Raw genomic sequence first — 14,211 nt, forward strand, 5'->3', positions numbered from 1 at the left:
CCGCCGCGTCAGAAGACGGCCATCGCGCCCGCGGCGTCCGGCGTCGCCAGGCCGTGGCGTTCCCGGATCAGCACCGTGGGCGTCACCCCGGCCAGGTCGCGCGTCTCGCGCGTCAGGTGGGCCTGGTCGGCGTAGCCGGCGGCCGCCGCGGAGTCCGCCAGCGACGACGGGCGCACGGCGTCCGCGCTGCGCAGGAAACGCTGGAACCGCACGATCCGCTGCAGCGCCTTGGGCCCGAGGCCGACGTGCTCGGTGAACAGCCGGCGCAACTGGCGGCCCGTCAGCGACACCTCGTCCGCCACCGAGTCCAGCGGCGCGCCCCGCCAGATCCGGCTCACCGCGTGCCGCACCCGCGGATCACCCGGCCGCGGACGCAGCGCCGAGGGGAAAGCGCCGCGCCACACCGATTCCGCGACCGTCCGGGCGGCCGCGTCCGGCAGCACCGCGCCCAACGGCACCACCGCGTCCCGCACCTCGTGGCCCGGCAAGCCCAGCACCGCCGCGATCGCCTCGGTCCGCAGCCGCAGCCCGCGCAGCTCCGCGCCGGGTGGCAACTGGTGCAACGCGGGCGCCAGCGTGGGCCCCACCAGGCAGGCCGCGCCGGTCGACGCCACGATCACGTCCGCCGCCGCGTCCGGCACCACCCGCTGCACGTACTCGCCCGGCGCCCGCTGCGCCCACCAGCACCGCACGACGCCGGAACCCACCTGTTCGCGGTAGGTGTCCGTTTCGTTCAAGCCGTCCCCGGGCGCGGCTGCCATGCTCCGAGTATGGAACAAGGCGTGCACTTCATCACGGTGGCGACCCGGGACACCGACGCCGCCAGGGCGTTCTACGTGACCGGGCTGGGCTGGCAGCCGTTGCTGGACGTGCCGGGCGAAATCCTGTTCTTCCAGATCGCCCCCGGCGTCACGCTCGGGCTGTTCGACGCGGTGAAGTTCGCCGCCGACATGAACAGCACCGACATCACCGGGCCGGCCGGGCTGACGTTGTCGCACAACGTGGGCAGCCCGGACGAGGTCGACCGCTGCCTCGCGAAGGCCGCCGGGGCCGGCGCGGAGATCGTGAAGGCCGGCCAGCAGGCCGCGTTCGGCGGCTACCACGGCCACTTCCGCGACCCGAACGGGCTGATCTGGGAGGTCGCGCACAACCCGGCGTGGTCGGTCGACCCGGACGGCCGGGTGCGGCTCGGCCTGGTGGAGTCCTAGAGCCCCGCCATCAGGTCGGTCTCGGTGATGCCCGGCCCCTGGCCCGCGCGGATGAACCACTCGGTGCCGAAGGCGTGGGTGAACGCGTCCTCGGGCATCGCCAGGAACAGGGACTGCTCGCTGATCTGGCTGGCGTGCGCGCGCATCGCCGCGCGCTTGACGTTCAGCCACGGCCGCACGTCGACCGCGGCGGTGATCTCCGCGGCCGGCTTGCCCAGCTCGCCGAGATTTTCGACCCCGGGGATCTTGATGCCGGACTCGGCGGCCCGCGCGGCGAACTCCGCCAGGCCGGCCCGCATGTGGTCGGTGTTGACCGTGCTCTGGTACACCCGTGGCGTGCCGGCGAGCTCGGCCGCGCGCATCCCGACGCGGTGCACCTGGATGTGGTCCGGGTGGCCGTAGGTGCCGTTGTCGTCGTAGACGGTCAGCACGTCCGCCCGCTCCTCGCGCAGGATCGCGGCGAGCTTCGCCGCCGCCTCCTCCACCGGCGCCCGCCAGAACGAGCCGGGCAGGTCGTTCTCCGGCGTGCCCATCATCCCGGAATCGGTGTAGCCGAGGAACTCCAGCCGTTTCGCGCCGAGGATCTCGGCCGCCGCCCTGGTCTCCTCGACCCGGCGCCGCCACAGCGGCTCGTCGTCGGCGAGGAAGCCCGGCGGGACCTCGCCGTGCTCGCCACGGGTCGCGACGACGAGCACGACCCGGTGCCCCTCCTCGAAGGCCTTGCGCATGATCCCGCCGCAGGCGATGCACTCGTCGTCGGGATGGGCGTGAAACGTCACCAAGGTCGCCACGAACCGAGCCTACGGGCGCCGATCACATCGCGGCCACCCCGCCAAGCGCGCCTTGGGCATGTCGTCGACGATAGGCGCATGGACTTCGACGCCGACCTGCCCCAACACCTGGAACGCCACCTGGCCGCGTTCCTCACCGAGGCGGGCGCGGCCGTCCGGGCGGCCCAGCCGGCGTTCGGCTCCGGCGTCGACACGCTGACCGGTTTCGTGCTCGGCGGCGGCAAGCGGCTGCGGCCGACGTTCGCGTGGTGGGCGTGGCGCGGCGCGGGCGGCGACCCGGAGGGCCCCGACGCCGAGGGCGTGCTGCGGGCCGTGGCCAGCCTCGAACTGGTGCAGGCGTGCGCGTTGATCCACGACGACCTCATCGACTCCTCCGACTCGCGCCGCGGCCGCCCCACCGTGCACGTCTCCTACGCCCGCGAGCACCGGGCGAACGGCTGGCTCGGCGCACCCGAGACGTTCGGCCTGGCCGCGTCGGTGCTGATCGGCGACCTGGCGCTGGCCTGGGCGGACGACATGTTCAACAGCGCCCCGCTGCCCGCCGCGACCCTCGACGCCGCGCGCCCGGCGTGGCGCGCCATGCGCACCGAGGTGCTCGCCGGCCAGTACCTGGACGTGCGCACGCAGGCCACCGGCGACACCTCGCCGGAGGCCGCGCTGCGGGTGTCGCGCCTCAAGACCGCCGCCTACACCGTGCAGCGCCCGCTGCACCTGGGCGCCGCGCTGGCAGGCGCGGACGAGCAGCGCATCGCGACGCTGCGCGAGTTCGGCGACGACCTCGGCGTGGCGTTCCAGCTGCGGGACGACCTGCTCGGCGTGTTCGGCGACCCGTCGGTCACCGGCAAGCCGGCGGGCGACGACCTGCGCGAGGGCAAGCGCACGCTGCTGGTCGCGCTGGGCCTGCAGCTGGCCGAGGACCCGGAGCAGCACAAGCTCATCGCCGACGCGATCGGCGCCGACCTCGCCGACGACGAGGTGGACCGGGTGCGCCGGACGCTGACCGAGGTCGGCGCCGTGGACGCGGTCGAGCAGCGGATCACCGCGCTCACCGGCACCGCGCTGGCCGCGCTGGAGCGCGCCCGCCTGGCCGAACCCGCGGCGACCCGGCTCGCCGAGCTGGCCGAGCTCGCCACTCAGCGCACCTTCTGACCGGTACACAGTGGACTTCCACCTGGAGCGCGATCCAGGTGGAAGTCCATGCGGGGCAAGCACTTCCGCCACACTGCGCGGGTGTCCCGGGTGTGGCTAGGCTGGCGGTATGACCGACACCACCAGGCCGATCCGGATCGGGCTGCAGCTCCAGCCGCAGCACGCCGACTACCGGACCATCCGCGAAACCGCCTCCGCCGCCGAAGACCTCGGCGTCGACATCATCTTCAACTGGGACCACTTCTACCCGTTGTACGGCGACCCCGACGGCAAGCACTTCGAGTGCTGGACCATGCTCGGCGCCTGGGCGGAGTCGACGTCGCGGGTCGAGATCGGCGCGCTGGTCACCTGCAACAGCTACCGCAACCCCGAGCTGCTCGCCGACATGGCGCGCACGGTCGACCACATCAGCGACGGCCGTCTGATCCTCGGCATCGGCTCCGGCTGGTTCGAGAAGGACTACGACGAGTACGGCTACGAGTTCGGCACCGCGGGCGGCAGGCTGGACGACCTGGCCGAGGCGCTGCCGCGCATCGAGTCGCGGCTGGACAAGCTCAACCCGGCGCCCACCCGCAAGATCCCGGTGCTGATCGGCGGCGGCGGCGAGAAGAAGACGCTGAAGCTGGTCGCGAAGCACGCCGACATCTGGCACGGCTTCGGCGACCCGGAGACCGTCGAGCGCAAGGTCGGGATCCTGAAGCAGCACTGCGCGGACGTCGGCCGCGACGCCGGCGAGATCGAGATCTCCACCGGTGTGCAGGGCGAGCCGGACGAGCTGGGCCCGAAGCTGCGGGGGCTGGGCGTGAGCCTGTTCACCGTCGGCGTCGGCGGCCCCGACTACGACCTGGGCCTGCTGAAGAAGTGGATCTCCTGGCGCGACGCGCAGAACGGCTGACACCTGCCGGGCGGAGGCGGGTGCGACTCCGCACCCGCCTCTTCGCTAGAACGCCATGGCCTGGGCGCGGCGCTTCACCTCCGTGCCGTGGTTGGTGCGCAGGGCGTTGATCGGGGTGCTGCCGGGCAGCGTCTCGTCCGCCTCGTAGAGCCAGCGCAGCATCTCGGTGCGGCTGAACCCGGCGTCGGCGAGCACCGTCAGCAGTCCGGTCAGCCCCTTCACCGGCTGCCCGCCGACGAAGAAGTCGGCCGGGACCATCAGGTCGCCGTCGCGCCGCACGGCGAGCAGCTGACCGTCCCGGAGCAGCTGCCGGACCTTGTTCACCGACAGGCCGATCTGCTCCGCCACTTGCGCCAGCGACAGCACGGCCACGTCGGCGTCGAGGATGTCATCAGCGACTGGGATCGCACTCACGCAAGACAGGGTGCCACATCAGGCCTGGTTGTCCGCAATGTCGCGCGAACGGCGTAACGAAAGCTCAACCACGGCAGTCCCGGGGCGGCTCCACCGACTCCGGCAAAGTCCGTACGATCGGGCGCGTGACGAGCACGGAAACCAGCCTGGCCGGGACGCTCCTGGAGCGGCGTTACCGGGTCGACGGCCTCCTCGCGCGGGGCGGCATGTCGGCCGTCTACCGGGGGTCGGACACGAGGCTGGACCGTCCGGTCGCCATCAAGATCATGGACCCGCGCTTCGCCGACGACCGGTCGTTCGTCGAGCGCTTCGAGCGCGAGGCACGGCTGGCCGCGAAGCTGCACCACCCGAACGTGGTCACGGTGCACGACCAGGGCGTCGACGTGGCAGGCGACCGCTCGCACGTGTTCCTCGTGATGGAGCTGGTCGACGGCGGAACGCTGCGCGATCTGCTGGACCAGCGGGGCAAGCTCGACGTGCCGCTGGCGCTGAGCGTGGCCGAGCAGATGCTCGCCGCGTTGTCGGCCGCGCACCAGGCCGGCCTGGTGCACCGCGACGTGAAGCCGGAGAACGTGCTGATCGGCGCCACCGGCCACCCGCCGACCGGGGTGGTGAAAGTCGCCGACTTCGGCCTCGTGCGGGCCGTCGCGAGCGCGGGCACCACCAGTTCGAGCATCATCCTGGGCACCGTCTCCTACCTGGCGCCCGAGCAGGTCACGACCGGCATGGCGGGCGAGCGCGGCGACGTCTACTCGGCGGGCATCGTGCTCTACGAGATGCTCACCGGCCAGGTGCCCTACACCGGCGACACCGCCATCTCGGTCGCCTACCGGCACGTGAACGACGACGTCCCGGCGCCCAGCACGGTCGAGCCCGGTCTGCCCGCGGTGCTGGACGACCTGGTGCTGCGCGCCACGCGGCGCGACCCGGAAGCGCGGCCGGCCGACGCCGCCGCGTTCCTGCAGGAGTTGCGCCGCGTGCGGGCGGCGCTGGGCATCGCGCCCGCGCCGATCCCGGTGCTGCCGCCGAAGGAGGTGCCCGCCCCGCCTGCCGCGCCCGCCCCGTCGGTGGACCCGGAGAAGACCGTGCCCGCGTTCTCGCCGGTCGCGACCACGGACCCGATCGCAGGCCCGCGCGGCACCCGCGCGATGGTCCGCCCGCAGGCCGCGCCCGTGCCGCCGCCCCCGCCCGCGCCGCCGCGCGAGGACCTGAAGACGTTCGTCCAGCGCCGCCCGGTCGTGCTGTGGGCGGTCATCGCCACGCTGGTGGTGGCGCTGGTCGGCACCGGGGTGTGGTGGTTCAGCGTCGGCGAGGACGCCGCCGACTCGATCGCGATCCCGCCGGTGGCCGGCCTGGACCAGGCCACGGCGGAGAAGACGCTGCACGACGCCGGCCTGTCGGTGACCGTGACCCGCCAGTTCAGCGACACCGTCGCGGCGGGCAAGGCGATCGGCAGCGATCCGCAGGCCGGGACGTCGGTGCAGAAGAGCAGCTCGGTCACCCTGGTGTTGTCCTCGGGCCGGCCGACGGTGCCCGACATCAGCCCGGGCACCGAGCTGGCGCAGGCGGAGGCGGCCGTGAAGGCGGCCGGGCTCACGCCCCGGCGGGACGAGAGCATCGACACCTACAGCAGTACGGTGCCCGCCGGGAAGGTGCTCGTGGTCGACCCGAAGCCCGGAACGCAGCTCACCATCGGCTCGCCGGTGCGGATCGGCCTGTCGCAGGGCCCGCCGCCGTCGCCGGTGCCCAGCGTCGTCGGGTTGAGCCGGAATGAGGCCTTCCAGCGGTTGAGGGAGGCCGGATTCGAGCCCTACGATGCCGGCACCGAGTTCTCCGCGGACGTGCCGAGCGGCAGCGTCACCCGCACCACTCCGGCAGCAGGGACCACCATCGACGGCCATGGCGACAAGCGGGTCGGCGTGTTCACCTCCACCGCGGTCCAGGTCCCGTCCGTGCTCGGACGCCCGGTGCAGGACGCGATCCAGCTGCTCACCGACGCCGGCCTGCAGGCCGAGGTCAAGGGCCGCACGCGGAACTTCTCCATCGTCGTCGGCCAGGATCCCCAGCCCGGCGAGCACGTCGAACGCGGCAAAAAGGTGAAATTGCAAGTATTTCCTTGATCGACAAGGAGATCCACGCGATTTCACGTCCACAAAGGACCAGTACCCCATTCGAGTGAGAATTGGGAGCCGTTAGCGCTGCCGAAACAAATGGACTACCGTTTCGTCACGTCCGTTTGCTCAAGTAGCAGGCAATCCCGATGTCACCGACCGTAGAGGGGTCGTCTATGGCTGGCCGTCAGCTCAGTGGGCTGGACGTGGCTTTCCTTTGCCTGGAAGGGGAATCGACCCCCATGCACATGGGGGCAGCGGTGATCTTCCAACCGGATGCACCCGTTGACCCGCATCGGGTGGCCGATTTGCTCGCCGGGCGCGCGAGACGTATCCCGCGCCTGCGCCAGCGGTTCCGCTCGTCGTTGTTCCCGCCGGGGGGAGCGACCTGGGTGGAGGACCCGGAATTCGATCCGCGCCGGCACATCCAGGTGCACCGGCTGACCGGGTTCTACGCCGACGATCCGCTCGCCACGCACGCGGCCGAGTGGATGGAGCAGCCGCTGCCGATGGACCGGCCGCTGTGGGACCTGCACGTGGTGACCGGCCTGGCGGACGGCCGGTTCGCGCTGCTGCTCAAGCTGCACCACGCGTTCACCGACGGCGCGGGGGCGTTCGCGGTGGCCGCCGGGCTGCTGGACGAGCTGCCGATCACCCGCATGCTCATCGAGGCGGCCGACCGGCCGGCCGATCCCCGTTCGCCGCTGGCGGCACTGCGGGACGGGGTCGTGGAGGCGGTCAGCCAGGCCGGGGAGAACGCGGCGATCGCGTCGGCGGTCCTGCGTGCCGCGCGGCCGTACCCGTTCTCCCCGTTGGGGGCGCCGGATTCGGCCAGCCGACGGCTCGGGTTCGTCCGGTTGCCGCTCGCCGACATCCGCACCATCCGCGGCACGCACGGCGGCACGCCCAACGACGTGGTGCTCGCCGTCCTGGCCGGCGCGCTGCGGGAGTGGATGATCAACCGCGGGCAGCGCCCGGACGCGCGCACGTTGCGGGCTCTGATCCCGGTGAGCATGCGGGCGCGTGAGGGTGGCTGGGGCGCGAACCAGTTGTCCGGTTATCTGTGCGATCTGCCGGTGCACCTGGACGATCCCGTGCGGCGGTTGCGGGAGATCCGCTGGTCGATGAACCGGAACAAGGCGGCGGGGCCGCAGCGCGGGGCGGGTGCGCTGCCGGTGCTGGCCGACCGGTTGCCGCCGGGGCTGCACCGGCTGGCGACGAAGGTGGCCGGGAAGGCCGCGGGGGCCCTGTTCGACACCGTGATCACGAACGTGCCGCTGCCGAAGCTGGATCTGACCCTGGACGGCGCGCGGTTGTGCGAGATCTACCCGTTCGTGCCGCTGGCGCCGCGGCACGCGGTGGGCATCGCGGCGGCCACGTACGCCGACCACGTCCACATCGGACTGCAAATGAACGGCGACGCGGTGTCCGACACCGGTTCGCTGCGGGACGCCGTGCTGAAGTCGGCCGCTGCTCTGTACGAGCGGTCGATCTAAACATCCGGCGCGGTTTCAGTCATGATGAAGCCATGCCGGTCCCCGACGCGCAGTGGCTTCGCCGTGCCACGAAGAGTGCCATCGTCGTCCCCGTCCCCGAGACGGACCACCTGGTCACCCGGCATCGACGGACCGTGCCGGCGCACGTGACCGTGCTGTACCCGTTCGTCGCGCCGCGGGACATCGACGCCGGGACGGTGGCCGATCTGGAGGCCGCGCTGGTCGGCATCGAGGCGTTCGAGTGCGAGTTTTCGCAGGTCGGGTGGTTCGGCTCGGAGGTGGTGTGGCTGGCGCCGGAGCCGGACGAGCACTTCCGGGCGCTGACGCAGGCGGTGTGCGAACGTTTCCCGGCGCACCCGCCCTACGGCGGCGAGCACCCCGACACGGTCCCCCACCTGACGGTGGTGGACCACCGCACGGGCGACGCCCACACCCGGCGGCGCGCGGCGGCGGAACTGGCCGCGGCGCTCCCGGTGCGGGCCTGGATCGACCGCGTGCACCTGGTGGCGGGCGAGGACGAACACGGCCCGTGGCGCACGGTGGCGACCTTCGAGCTGCCCGCACCGCTACAGCGCCCGAGGGAAGCCGCCGAAGACTACTTCGCTTCTTGAAAACGCAGCACCAGAACCGCCGGCCGGCAACGCAAGACAACCACGCCCCGAGCCAGCCCCCTCCCGCAACCCGATCCCCAGCCAAATCGGTTGCCGAGCCACCGGGTCAAGGCACGCTTTCCCGCCTTGACGCGGTGTCTCGGCAACCGAACACTGAAAGATCGGGTTCGGGAGGGCTCAATCGGGGCGTAGCGAAGCGAAGCCGGCGATTGAAAAACCCGCGTAGCGTCAGCCCCGCAACATCTCAGCCACCAGGAACGCCAACTCCAGCGACTGCTGCGTGTTCAGCCGCGGATCACAGGCCGTCTCGTACCGCCCGGCGAGGTCGGAGTCGGAGATCTCCTGCGCCCCGCCGAGGCACTCGGTGACGTCCTCGCCGGTGAGCTCGATGTGGATGCCGCCGGGGTAGCTGCCGAGCTTGTGGTGCACCTCGAAGAAGCCCTGGACCTCGTCGATGATGCGGTCGAAGTGGCGGGTCTTGTAGCCGCTGGACGACTCGTGCGTGTTGCCGTGCATCGGGTCGCACTGCCAGATGACCTTGTGGCCGGTGGCCTCGACCTTTTCCACGATGGCCGGCAGGACGTCGCGGACCTTGCCGTTGCCCATGCGGGAGATGAGGGTGACGCGGCCGGGCTGGTTGCGCGGGTCGAGGCGTTCGACGTACTCCACGGCCTGCTCGGGCGTGGTGGTCGGGCCGATCTTGACGCCGATGGGGTTGGCCAGCAGTTCGGCGAGGGCGATGTGGGCGCCGTCGAGCTGGCGGGTGCGCTCGCCGATCCACAGGAAGTGCGACGAGAGGTTGTACAGCTTCGGGTTGGCCGCGTTGGCGTTGTCCATCCGCAGCATGGCGCGCTCGTAGTCGAGCAGCAGGGCCTCGTGGCTGGCGAAGATCTCGGTGGAGTGCAGCGAGGTGTCGCTGACGCCGCAGGCGGACATGAACCGCAGGCCGCGGTCGATCTCACCGGCCAGCGCCTCGTAGCGCTCGCCGGCGGGCGAGGTGCGCACGAAGTCCTTGTTCCAGTCGTGCACCTGGGCGAGGTCGGCCATGCCGGCGCCGGTGAGGGCGCGGACCAGGTTCATCGCCGCGCCGGAGTTGGCGTAGGCGCGGATCATGCGGCCCGGGTCGGGGACGCGCAGCTCGGGCTTGGCGACGAGCGAGTTGACGATGTCGCCGCGGTAGACGGGCAGGCCGAGCGCGTCGGTGCTGTTGGAGCGCGGCTTGGCGTACTGGCCTGCGATGCGCCCGACCTTCACGACGGGCAGGCTGGCGCCGTAGGTGAGGACGACGGCCATCTGCAGGAGCGTGCGCAGGTTGGCGCGGATGTGCGGCTCGGTGTTGGACTCGAACGTCTCGGCGCAGTCACCGCCCTGGAGCAGGAAGGCCTCGCCGCGGGCGACCATGGCGAGGCGGTCCTGGAGCCGGTCGATCTCGGCGGGCACGGTGATGGGCGGCACGGCCTCGAGCAGGTGGCGGACCCGGCCGACCGCGTCGGCGTCGGGCCACTCCGGCTGCTGGGCGGCGGGGCGGGACAGGGCGTCGTCCAGCCGGGCACGCAGTTCCGGCGGCAGGGGCGGCAGCTCGGGAAGGGTGTCGACGGGCACGTCCACGGTCCAGTTCACCACCCCAGGATATGGGGTGCGCTGGGACGATCCGCCCCGAGGTGGCGGGGGCCACCCCGAACGTGGAACTCGCGCGCCCGAGTGCTGAACTCGCCGTCCCGCCCGCGAGTCCCACGCTCCCCGGCGCGAGTCCCGGGTGGGGCGCCGTCGTGGGCGGCCGTCCGCAGCTGGCCCGCCCCGGTGTCGATCGCCGCGTCCGGACTCGGGCCATCGACAGGAAGCCCTAGCGCGCCTTCCACTCGTGGGCGAGGAGTCCCAGGAGCACCTCGTCCAGGAACTCGCCCATCACCCACGCCGACTTGCGCAGCACGCCCTCCCGCACGAAGCCGTTCCGCTCGGCCGCGCGCAGCATCGCGAAGTTGTCCGCCAGCGTCTCGATCTGCAGCCGCTGCAGGCCGCGCACCACGAAGCCGTAGTGGCACAGCACCGCGACCACGTCGCTGCCGTAACCCTTGCCGCGCGCGGACGGCAGCAGCCCAAGCCCGACGTGCGCGGACCGGTGGTGGGTGTCAATCCCCCACAGCGTCGCGGTGCCGATCAGCGTGTCGCCCGCCAGCTCGACGACCGAGAACGGGACGTGGTCCGTCACGCTGTCGTCGACGTGCAGCCGCTGGTCCTTCGAGCTCGGCGAGATCGGCCGCCACGGCCGGCTTTCGGCCCGGGAACCGTTGACGACGTCGTCGTAGAGCTCGGTCCGCAGGATCGGGATGTCCTCGTCGTACCGGGCCCGCAGCCCGACCTTCTCGCCCTTCAGCATGCGGGCTTCTTATCCGACCGGCCGGGCCCGCGGCAACCGATTAGCGCGCGGCCGCCGCGTTGTAGAGCGCCTCGGCGTCCGCGCCGAAGTACGGGCCGAACATCACGCCGGGCAGGAACGTGTAGCCGAAGCTGTTCACCGAGTTCTGGATGCCGGTCCCGGTCGCCTCGTTGAAGCTGAGGAACCACGGGCCGCCGCTGGAGCCACCGGTCATGTTGCAGCGCATTCCGAGGTCGTTGCTGCCGAACGTGTCGTTGAAGGTCCGGCCGGCGCAGTAGGTCAGCTCGCTGCCGTCGTACGGCGGCTCGGCCGGGTAGCCGAAGCTGTACATCGCCTGGCCGCGCGGCTGGTTGAACGCGATGCCCTGCGAACCGACGACATCGGTGAGGTACTGGCCGTTGAGCGGGGCGACGACCGCGGCGCCGACGTCGTAGTTGAGGTCCTCGCTCGCCTGCCACTGCGGCGTGGTGAGGGTCGTGGTGGCCGCCCACTCGCCGTACGGGGCGTTGCCGTTGTCGTAGCCCGGCACGAAGACCCAGTTGGTGTGCCAGCTGCCCTGGTACTTCACGCAGTGCCCGGCGGTGATGACGACGCTGCGGTTGGCGCTGGTCACCGCGTCCCCGCTGCAGGAGGCCGGGGAACCGTTGAAGGTGAAGAACACCCGTCCCGCGGTGTGCGTGACCGCGCCGCCGCCGGTCCACGGGTCGCCGGTGCTGACCTTCGAGGTCCGCGACGGGAGCAGGCGCGGCACCGCGGCGCGGACGTCGGCGCTGAGGTCCCGCGCGGCGGTCACCAGGCCGTCGAGCGGCTTGGCGGAGCGCATCTTCTCCGGCGTCCAGTACTCCGCGGCACCGGCGCCGTGGACGTGGACCGCCGGGCCGGGCGCCGCCGTGGCGGGCGCGTTGAACACTGCCGTGGTGACCGCGGCGACCGCCGCGAGGACCAGTGCCCGGATACCTGTTCGCTTCATGACGCCACCCGTCTGCCGGTCGATCCGTTGTCACCGAAAGTTAGGCGGGTGCGACGGGGTGAACAATCGGCCGTTCGGGCCCAGGGTGAGCCCGAACGGCCGATGCGCGTTATTTGGTTGCGTTACCCGGAGAGTTACACCACAGCGAGCGGCAGAGCCGTCGGGTGCACCGGGGCGGGCAGGTCCGACGCGCCGGTCAGATAGGCGTCGACGGCGTTGGCCACCGAGCGGCCCTCCGCGATCGCCCACACGACCAGCGAGGCGCCGCGGTGGGCGTCACCGCAGACGAACACGCCAGGGGCCTCGGTCTGCCAGTCCGGGCCGCACGAGATGGTGCCGCGCCGGGTCAGCTGGATGCCCAGGTCGTCGAGCAGCCGCATGTGCTCCACGCCCTCGAATCCGATGGCGAACAGCACCAGGTCGGCCGGGATCTCCTCGATCTCGTCCGACACCGGCAGCACCTCGCGGCGCCCGGTCTCCGGGTCCTTCACGACCTTGACCTGCTGCAGCTCGATCGCGCGGACGTGCCCGTTCTCGTCGCCCACGAACCGCCGCACGGCGACGCCGAACTTCCGCTCGCCGCCCTCCTCGTGCGCCGGGTAGGTGCGCAGCACGTACGGCCACGTCGGCCACGGCGACCGCTCGTCGTCGCGGGTCGTCGGCGGCATCGGGTACTGGTCCAGCTGGACCACCGAGGCCGCGCCCTGGCGGATCGCGGTGCCGTAGGAGTCGGCGCCGGTGTCACCGCCGCCGATGATCACCACGTGCTTGCCGTGCGCGTGGATCGGCGACGGGCCGTCGCCCTCGCACTGCTTGTTGGCCGGCACCAGGTGCTCCATCGCCAGGTGGATGCCCTTGAGCTCCCGGCCGGGCGTGGTGGTGTCGTCGCGGCCGCGCAGCGCGCCGACGGCGAGCACGACCGCGTCGTAGCGCGCCCGAAGCTCCTCGACGGTGATGTCGACGCCCACCTCGCAGCCCGTGACGAACTGCGTGCCCTCCTTCTTGAGCTGGGCCAGGCGCTTGTCGAGGTGCTTCTTCTCCATCTTGAACTCGGGGATGCCGTAGCGGAGCAGCCCGCCGAGCCGGTCGTCCCGCTCGAAGACCGTCACGTCGTGCCCGGCGCGGGTGAGCTGCTGGGCGGCGGCGAGCCCGGCCGGGCCGGACCCGACCACGGCGACGCGCTGACCGCTGGCCACCTCGGCGACCTGCGGCTGGGCCAGGCCCAGCTCCCACGACTTCTCCGCGATCGTCGCCTCGACGCGCTTGATCGCGACCGGCCCGCCGGACAGCGGCGAGATGGACAGCGTGCAGCCCGCCTCGCACGGCGCCGGGCACAGCTTCCCGGTGAACTCCGGGAAGTTGTTGGTGGCGTGCAGCCGGTCGCTGGCCGCGGTCCAGTCACCGCGGCGCACCAGGTCGTTCCATTCCGGGATCAGGTTGCCCAGCGGGCATCCGGAACCGGCCGAGTGGCAGAACGGGATGCCGCAGTCCATGCAGCGGGTGGCCTGGGTGCGCACCTGCTGGTCGCGCTCGGCCGGTTCGAGGTCGACGTAGACCTCGCGCCAGTCCTCGGCGCGGTGCTCCTTGGGGCGCTTGGGCGGCTCGACCCGCTCGTACTTCAGGAAGCCCTTGGGGTCAGCCACGAGACGCCACCTCCATGATCGCCTCGTCGACGTCGCGGCCTGCGGCCTTCGCGGCCTTGGTCGCCTCCAGCACGCGCCTGTAGTCGCGCGGCATGACCTTCGTGAAGCTCGCCGACCGGCGCGGCCAGTCGCCGAGCAGCGACGCGGCGACCGCCGAGCGGGTGAGTTCGTGGTGACGGGTCACGATGTCCTTCAACCAGTTCAGATCCTCCGGCTCGAGCGGGAGCAGCTCGACCATCTCGCGGTTGACGCTGCCCTCGTCGAGGTCGAGGACGTAGCCGATACCGCCGGACATGCCCGCGGCGAGGTTGCGGCCGGTCGGACCGAGCACCACGGCACGGCCACCGGTCATGTATTCGAAGGCGTGGTCGCCCACGCCCTCGGCGACGACGGTGGCGCCCGAGTTGCGTACGCAGAACCGCTCGCCCACGTGCCCGCGCAGGAACATCTCCCCCGCGGTGGCGCCGTAGGCCAGCGTGTTGCCGGCGATGACCTGACGTTCGGCGGCGAACGTCGCGTCCGGGTGCGGCCGCACGATGATGCGGC

Annotated in this window: 13 protein-coding genes and 1 pseudogene; 6 read left to right on the forward strand and 8 right to left on the reverse strand. The window is 71.9% G+C overall.

Going from position 1 to position 14,211, the window contains the following annotated elements:
- Window positions 1–8 precede the first annotated feature (8 nt).
- On the reverse strand, window positions 9–761 hold the full coding sequence (locus ACCP09_RS01205; RefSeq protein ID WP_433742580.1) for a helix-turn-helix domain-containing protein: 753 nt from the start codon (window positions 759–761) through the stop codon (window positions 9–11).
- Window positions 762–770: 9 nt separating this feature from the next.
- Between ACCP09_RS01205 and ACCP09_RS01210 the strand changes: the two genes are divergently transcribed.
- Window positions 771–1,208 carry a VOC family protein gene (locus ACCP09_RS01210; protein WP_027934852.1) on the forward strand — a complete coding sequence of 146 codons (438 nt, stop codon included), beginning with the start codon at window positions 771–773 and terminating at the stop codon, window positions 1,206–1,208.
- On the opposite strand, the gene ACCP09_RS01215 is transcribed toward ACCP09_RS01210, so the two are convergent.
- Entirely contained in the window at window positions 1,205–1,999 is a 795-nt protein-coding gene (locus tag ACCP09_RS01215) for a PIG-L family deacetylase (RefSeq protein WP_027934851.1), read from the reverse strand. The genes ACCP09_RS01210 and ACCP09_RS01215 overlap by 4 nt on opposite strands.
- 78 nt (window positions 2,000–2,077) lie before the next feature.
- Here ACCP09_RS01215 and ACCP09_RS01220 point away from each other — a divergent pair, with 78 nt between their 5' ends.
- On the forward strand, window positions 2,078–3,148 hold the full coding sequence (locus tag ACCP09_RS01220) for a polyprenyl synthetase family protein (RefSeq protein ID WP_027934850.1): 1,071 nt from the start codon (window positions 2,078–2,080) through the stop codon (window positions 3,146–3,148).
- Window positions 3,149–3,257: 109 nt separating this feature from the next.
- Window positions 3,258–4,043 (forward strand): LLM class F420-dependent oxidoreductase, encoded by a 786-nt coding sequence (locus ACCP09_RS01225; protein WP_433742583.1) that lies wholly within the window; start codon window positions 3,258–3,260, stop codon window positions 4,041–4,043.
- A 45-nt stretch (window positions 4,044–4,088) separates the two neighbouring features.
- Here the strand turns inward: ACCP09_RS01225 and ACCP09_RS01230 are convergent, their stop codons facing one another.
- Entirely contained in the window at window positions 4,089–4,457 is a 369-nt protein-coding gene (locus ACCP09_RS01230; protein WP_017983985.1) for an Rv2175c family DNA-binding protein, read from the reverse strand.
- 125 nt (window positions 4,458–4,582) lie between these two features.
- On the opposite strand from ACCP09_RS01230, the gene pknB reads away from it, so the two are divergent.
- The 3 genes from pknB to ACCP09_RS01245 all read left to right on the forward strand — a co-directional run bounded on the left by pknB (window position 4,583) and on the right by ACCP09_RS01245 (window position 8,675).
- The gene (gene pknB / locus ACCP09_RS01235) at window positions 4,583–6,577 is read left to right on the forward strand and encodes a Stk1 family PASTA domain-containing Ser/Thr kinase (protein ID WP_123685398.1); all 1,995 of its coding nucleotides are present in this window, start codon (window positions 4,583–4,585) and stop codon (window positions 6,575–6,577) included.
- 167 nt (window positions 6,578–6,744) lie between these two features.
- A complete protein-coding gene (locus ACCP09_RS01240; RefSeq protein WP_433742586.1) occupies window positions 6,745–8,064 on the forward strand; it encodes a wax ester/triacylglycerol synthase family O-acyltransferase in 1,320 nt (439 codons plus the stop codon).
- A 32-nt stretch (window positions 8,065–8,096) separates the two neighbouring features.
- Window positions 8,097–8,675 (forward strand): 2'-5' RNA ligase family protein, encoded by a 579-nt coding sequence (locus tag ACCP09_RS01245; RefSeq protein WP_123685397.1) that lies wholly within the window; start codon window positions 8,097–8,099, stop codon window positions 8,673–8,675.
- Window positions 8,676–8,903: 228 nt separating this feature from the next.
- Here ACCP09_RS01245 and ACCP09_RS01250 read toward each other — a convergent pair whose 3' ends face one another.
- The 5 genes and pseudogenes from ACCP09_RS01250 to ACCP09_RS01270 form a co-directional block, all read right to left on the reverse strand.
- Entirely contained in the window at window positions 8,904–10,295 is a 1,392-nt protein-coding gene (locus ACCP09_RS01250) for a class II 3-deoxy-7-phosphoheptulonate synthase (protein WP_026153352.1), read from the reverse strand.
- Between the two features lie 223 nt (window positions 10,296–10,518).
- Window positions 10,519–11,052 (reverse strand): GNAT family N-acetyltransferase, encoded by a 534-nt coding sequence (locus ACCP09_RS01255; protein WP_433742590.1) that lies wholly within the window; start codon window positions 11,050–11,052, stop codon window positions 10,519–10,521.
- A 40-nt stretch (window positions 11,053–11,092) separates the two neighbouring features.
- On the reverse strand, window positions 11,093–12,022 hold the full coding sequence (locus ACCP09_RS01260; protein WP_378363391.1) for a trypsin-like serine peptidase: 930 nt from the start codon (window positions 12,020–12,022) through the stop codon (window positions 11,093–11,095).
- Window positions 12,023–12,156: 134 nt separating this feature from the next.
- Window positions 12,157–13,665 carry a glutamate synthase subunit beta gene (locus ACCP09_RS01265; protein ID WP_378333947.1) on the reverse strand — a complete coding sequence of 503 codons (1,509 nt, stop codon included), beginning with the start codon at window positions 13,663–13,665 and terminating at the stop codon, window positions 12,157–12,159.
- Window positions 13,658–14,211, reverse strand: a pseudogene (locus tag ACCP09_RS01270) (glutamate synthase subunit alpha); the annotation flags it as partial. The gene ACCP09_RS01265 and the pseudogene ACCP09_RS01270, both read right to left, overlap by 8 nt.

The organism is Amycolatopsis sp. 3B14 (assembly GCF_050958625.1).
In the GTDB taxonomy this organism is placed as follows: domain Bacteria; phylum Actinomycetota; class Actinomycetes; order Mycobacteriales; family Pseudonocardiaceae; genus Amycolatopsis_E; species Amycolatopsis_E thermoflava.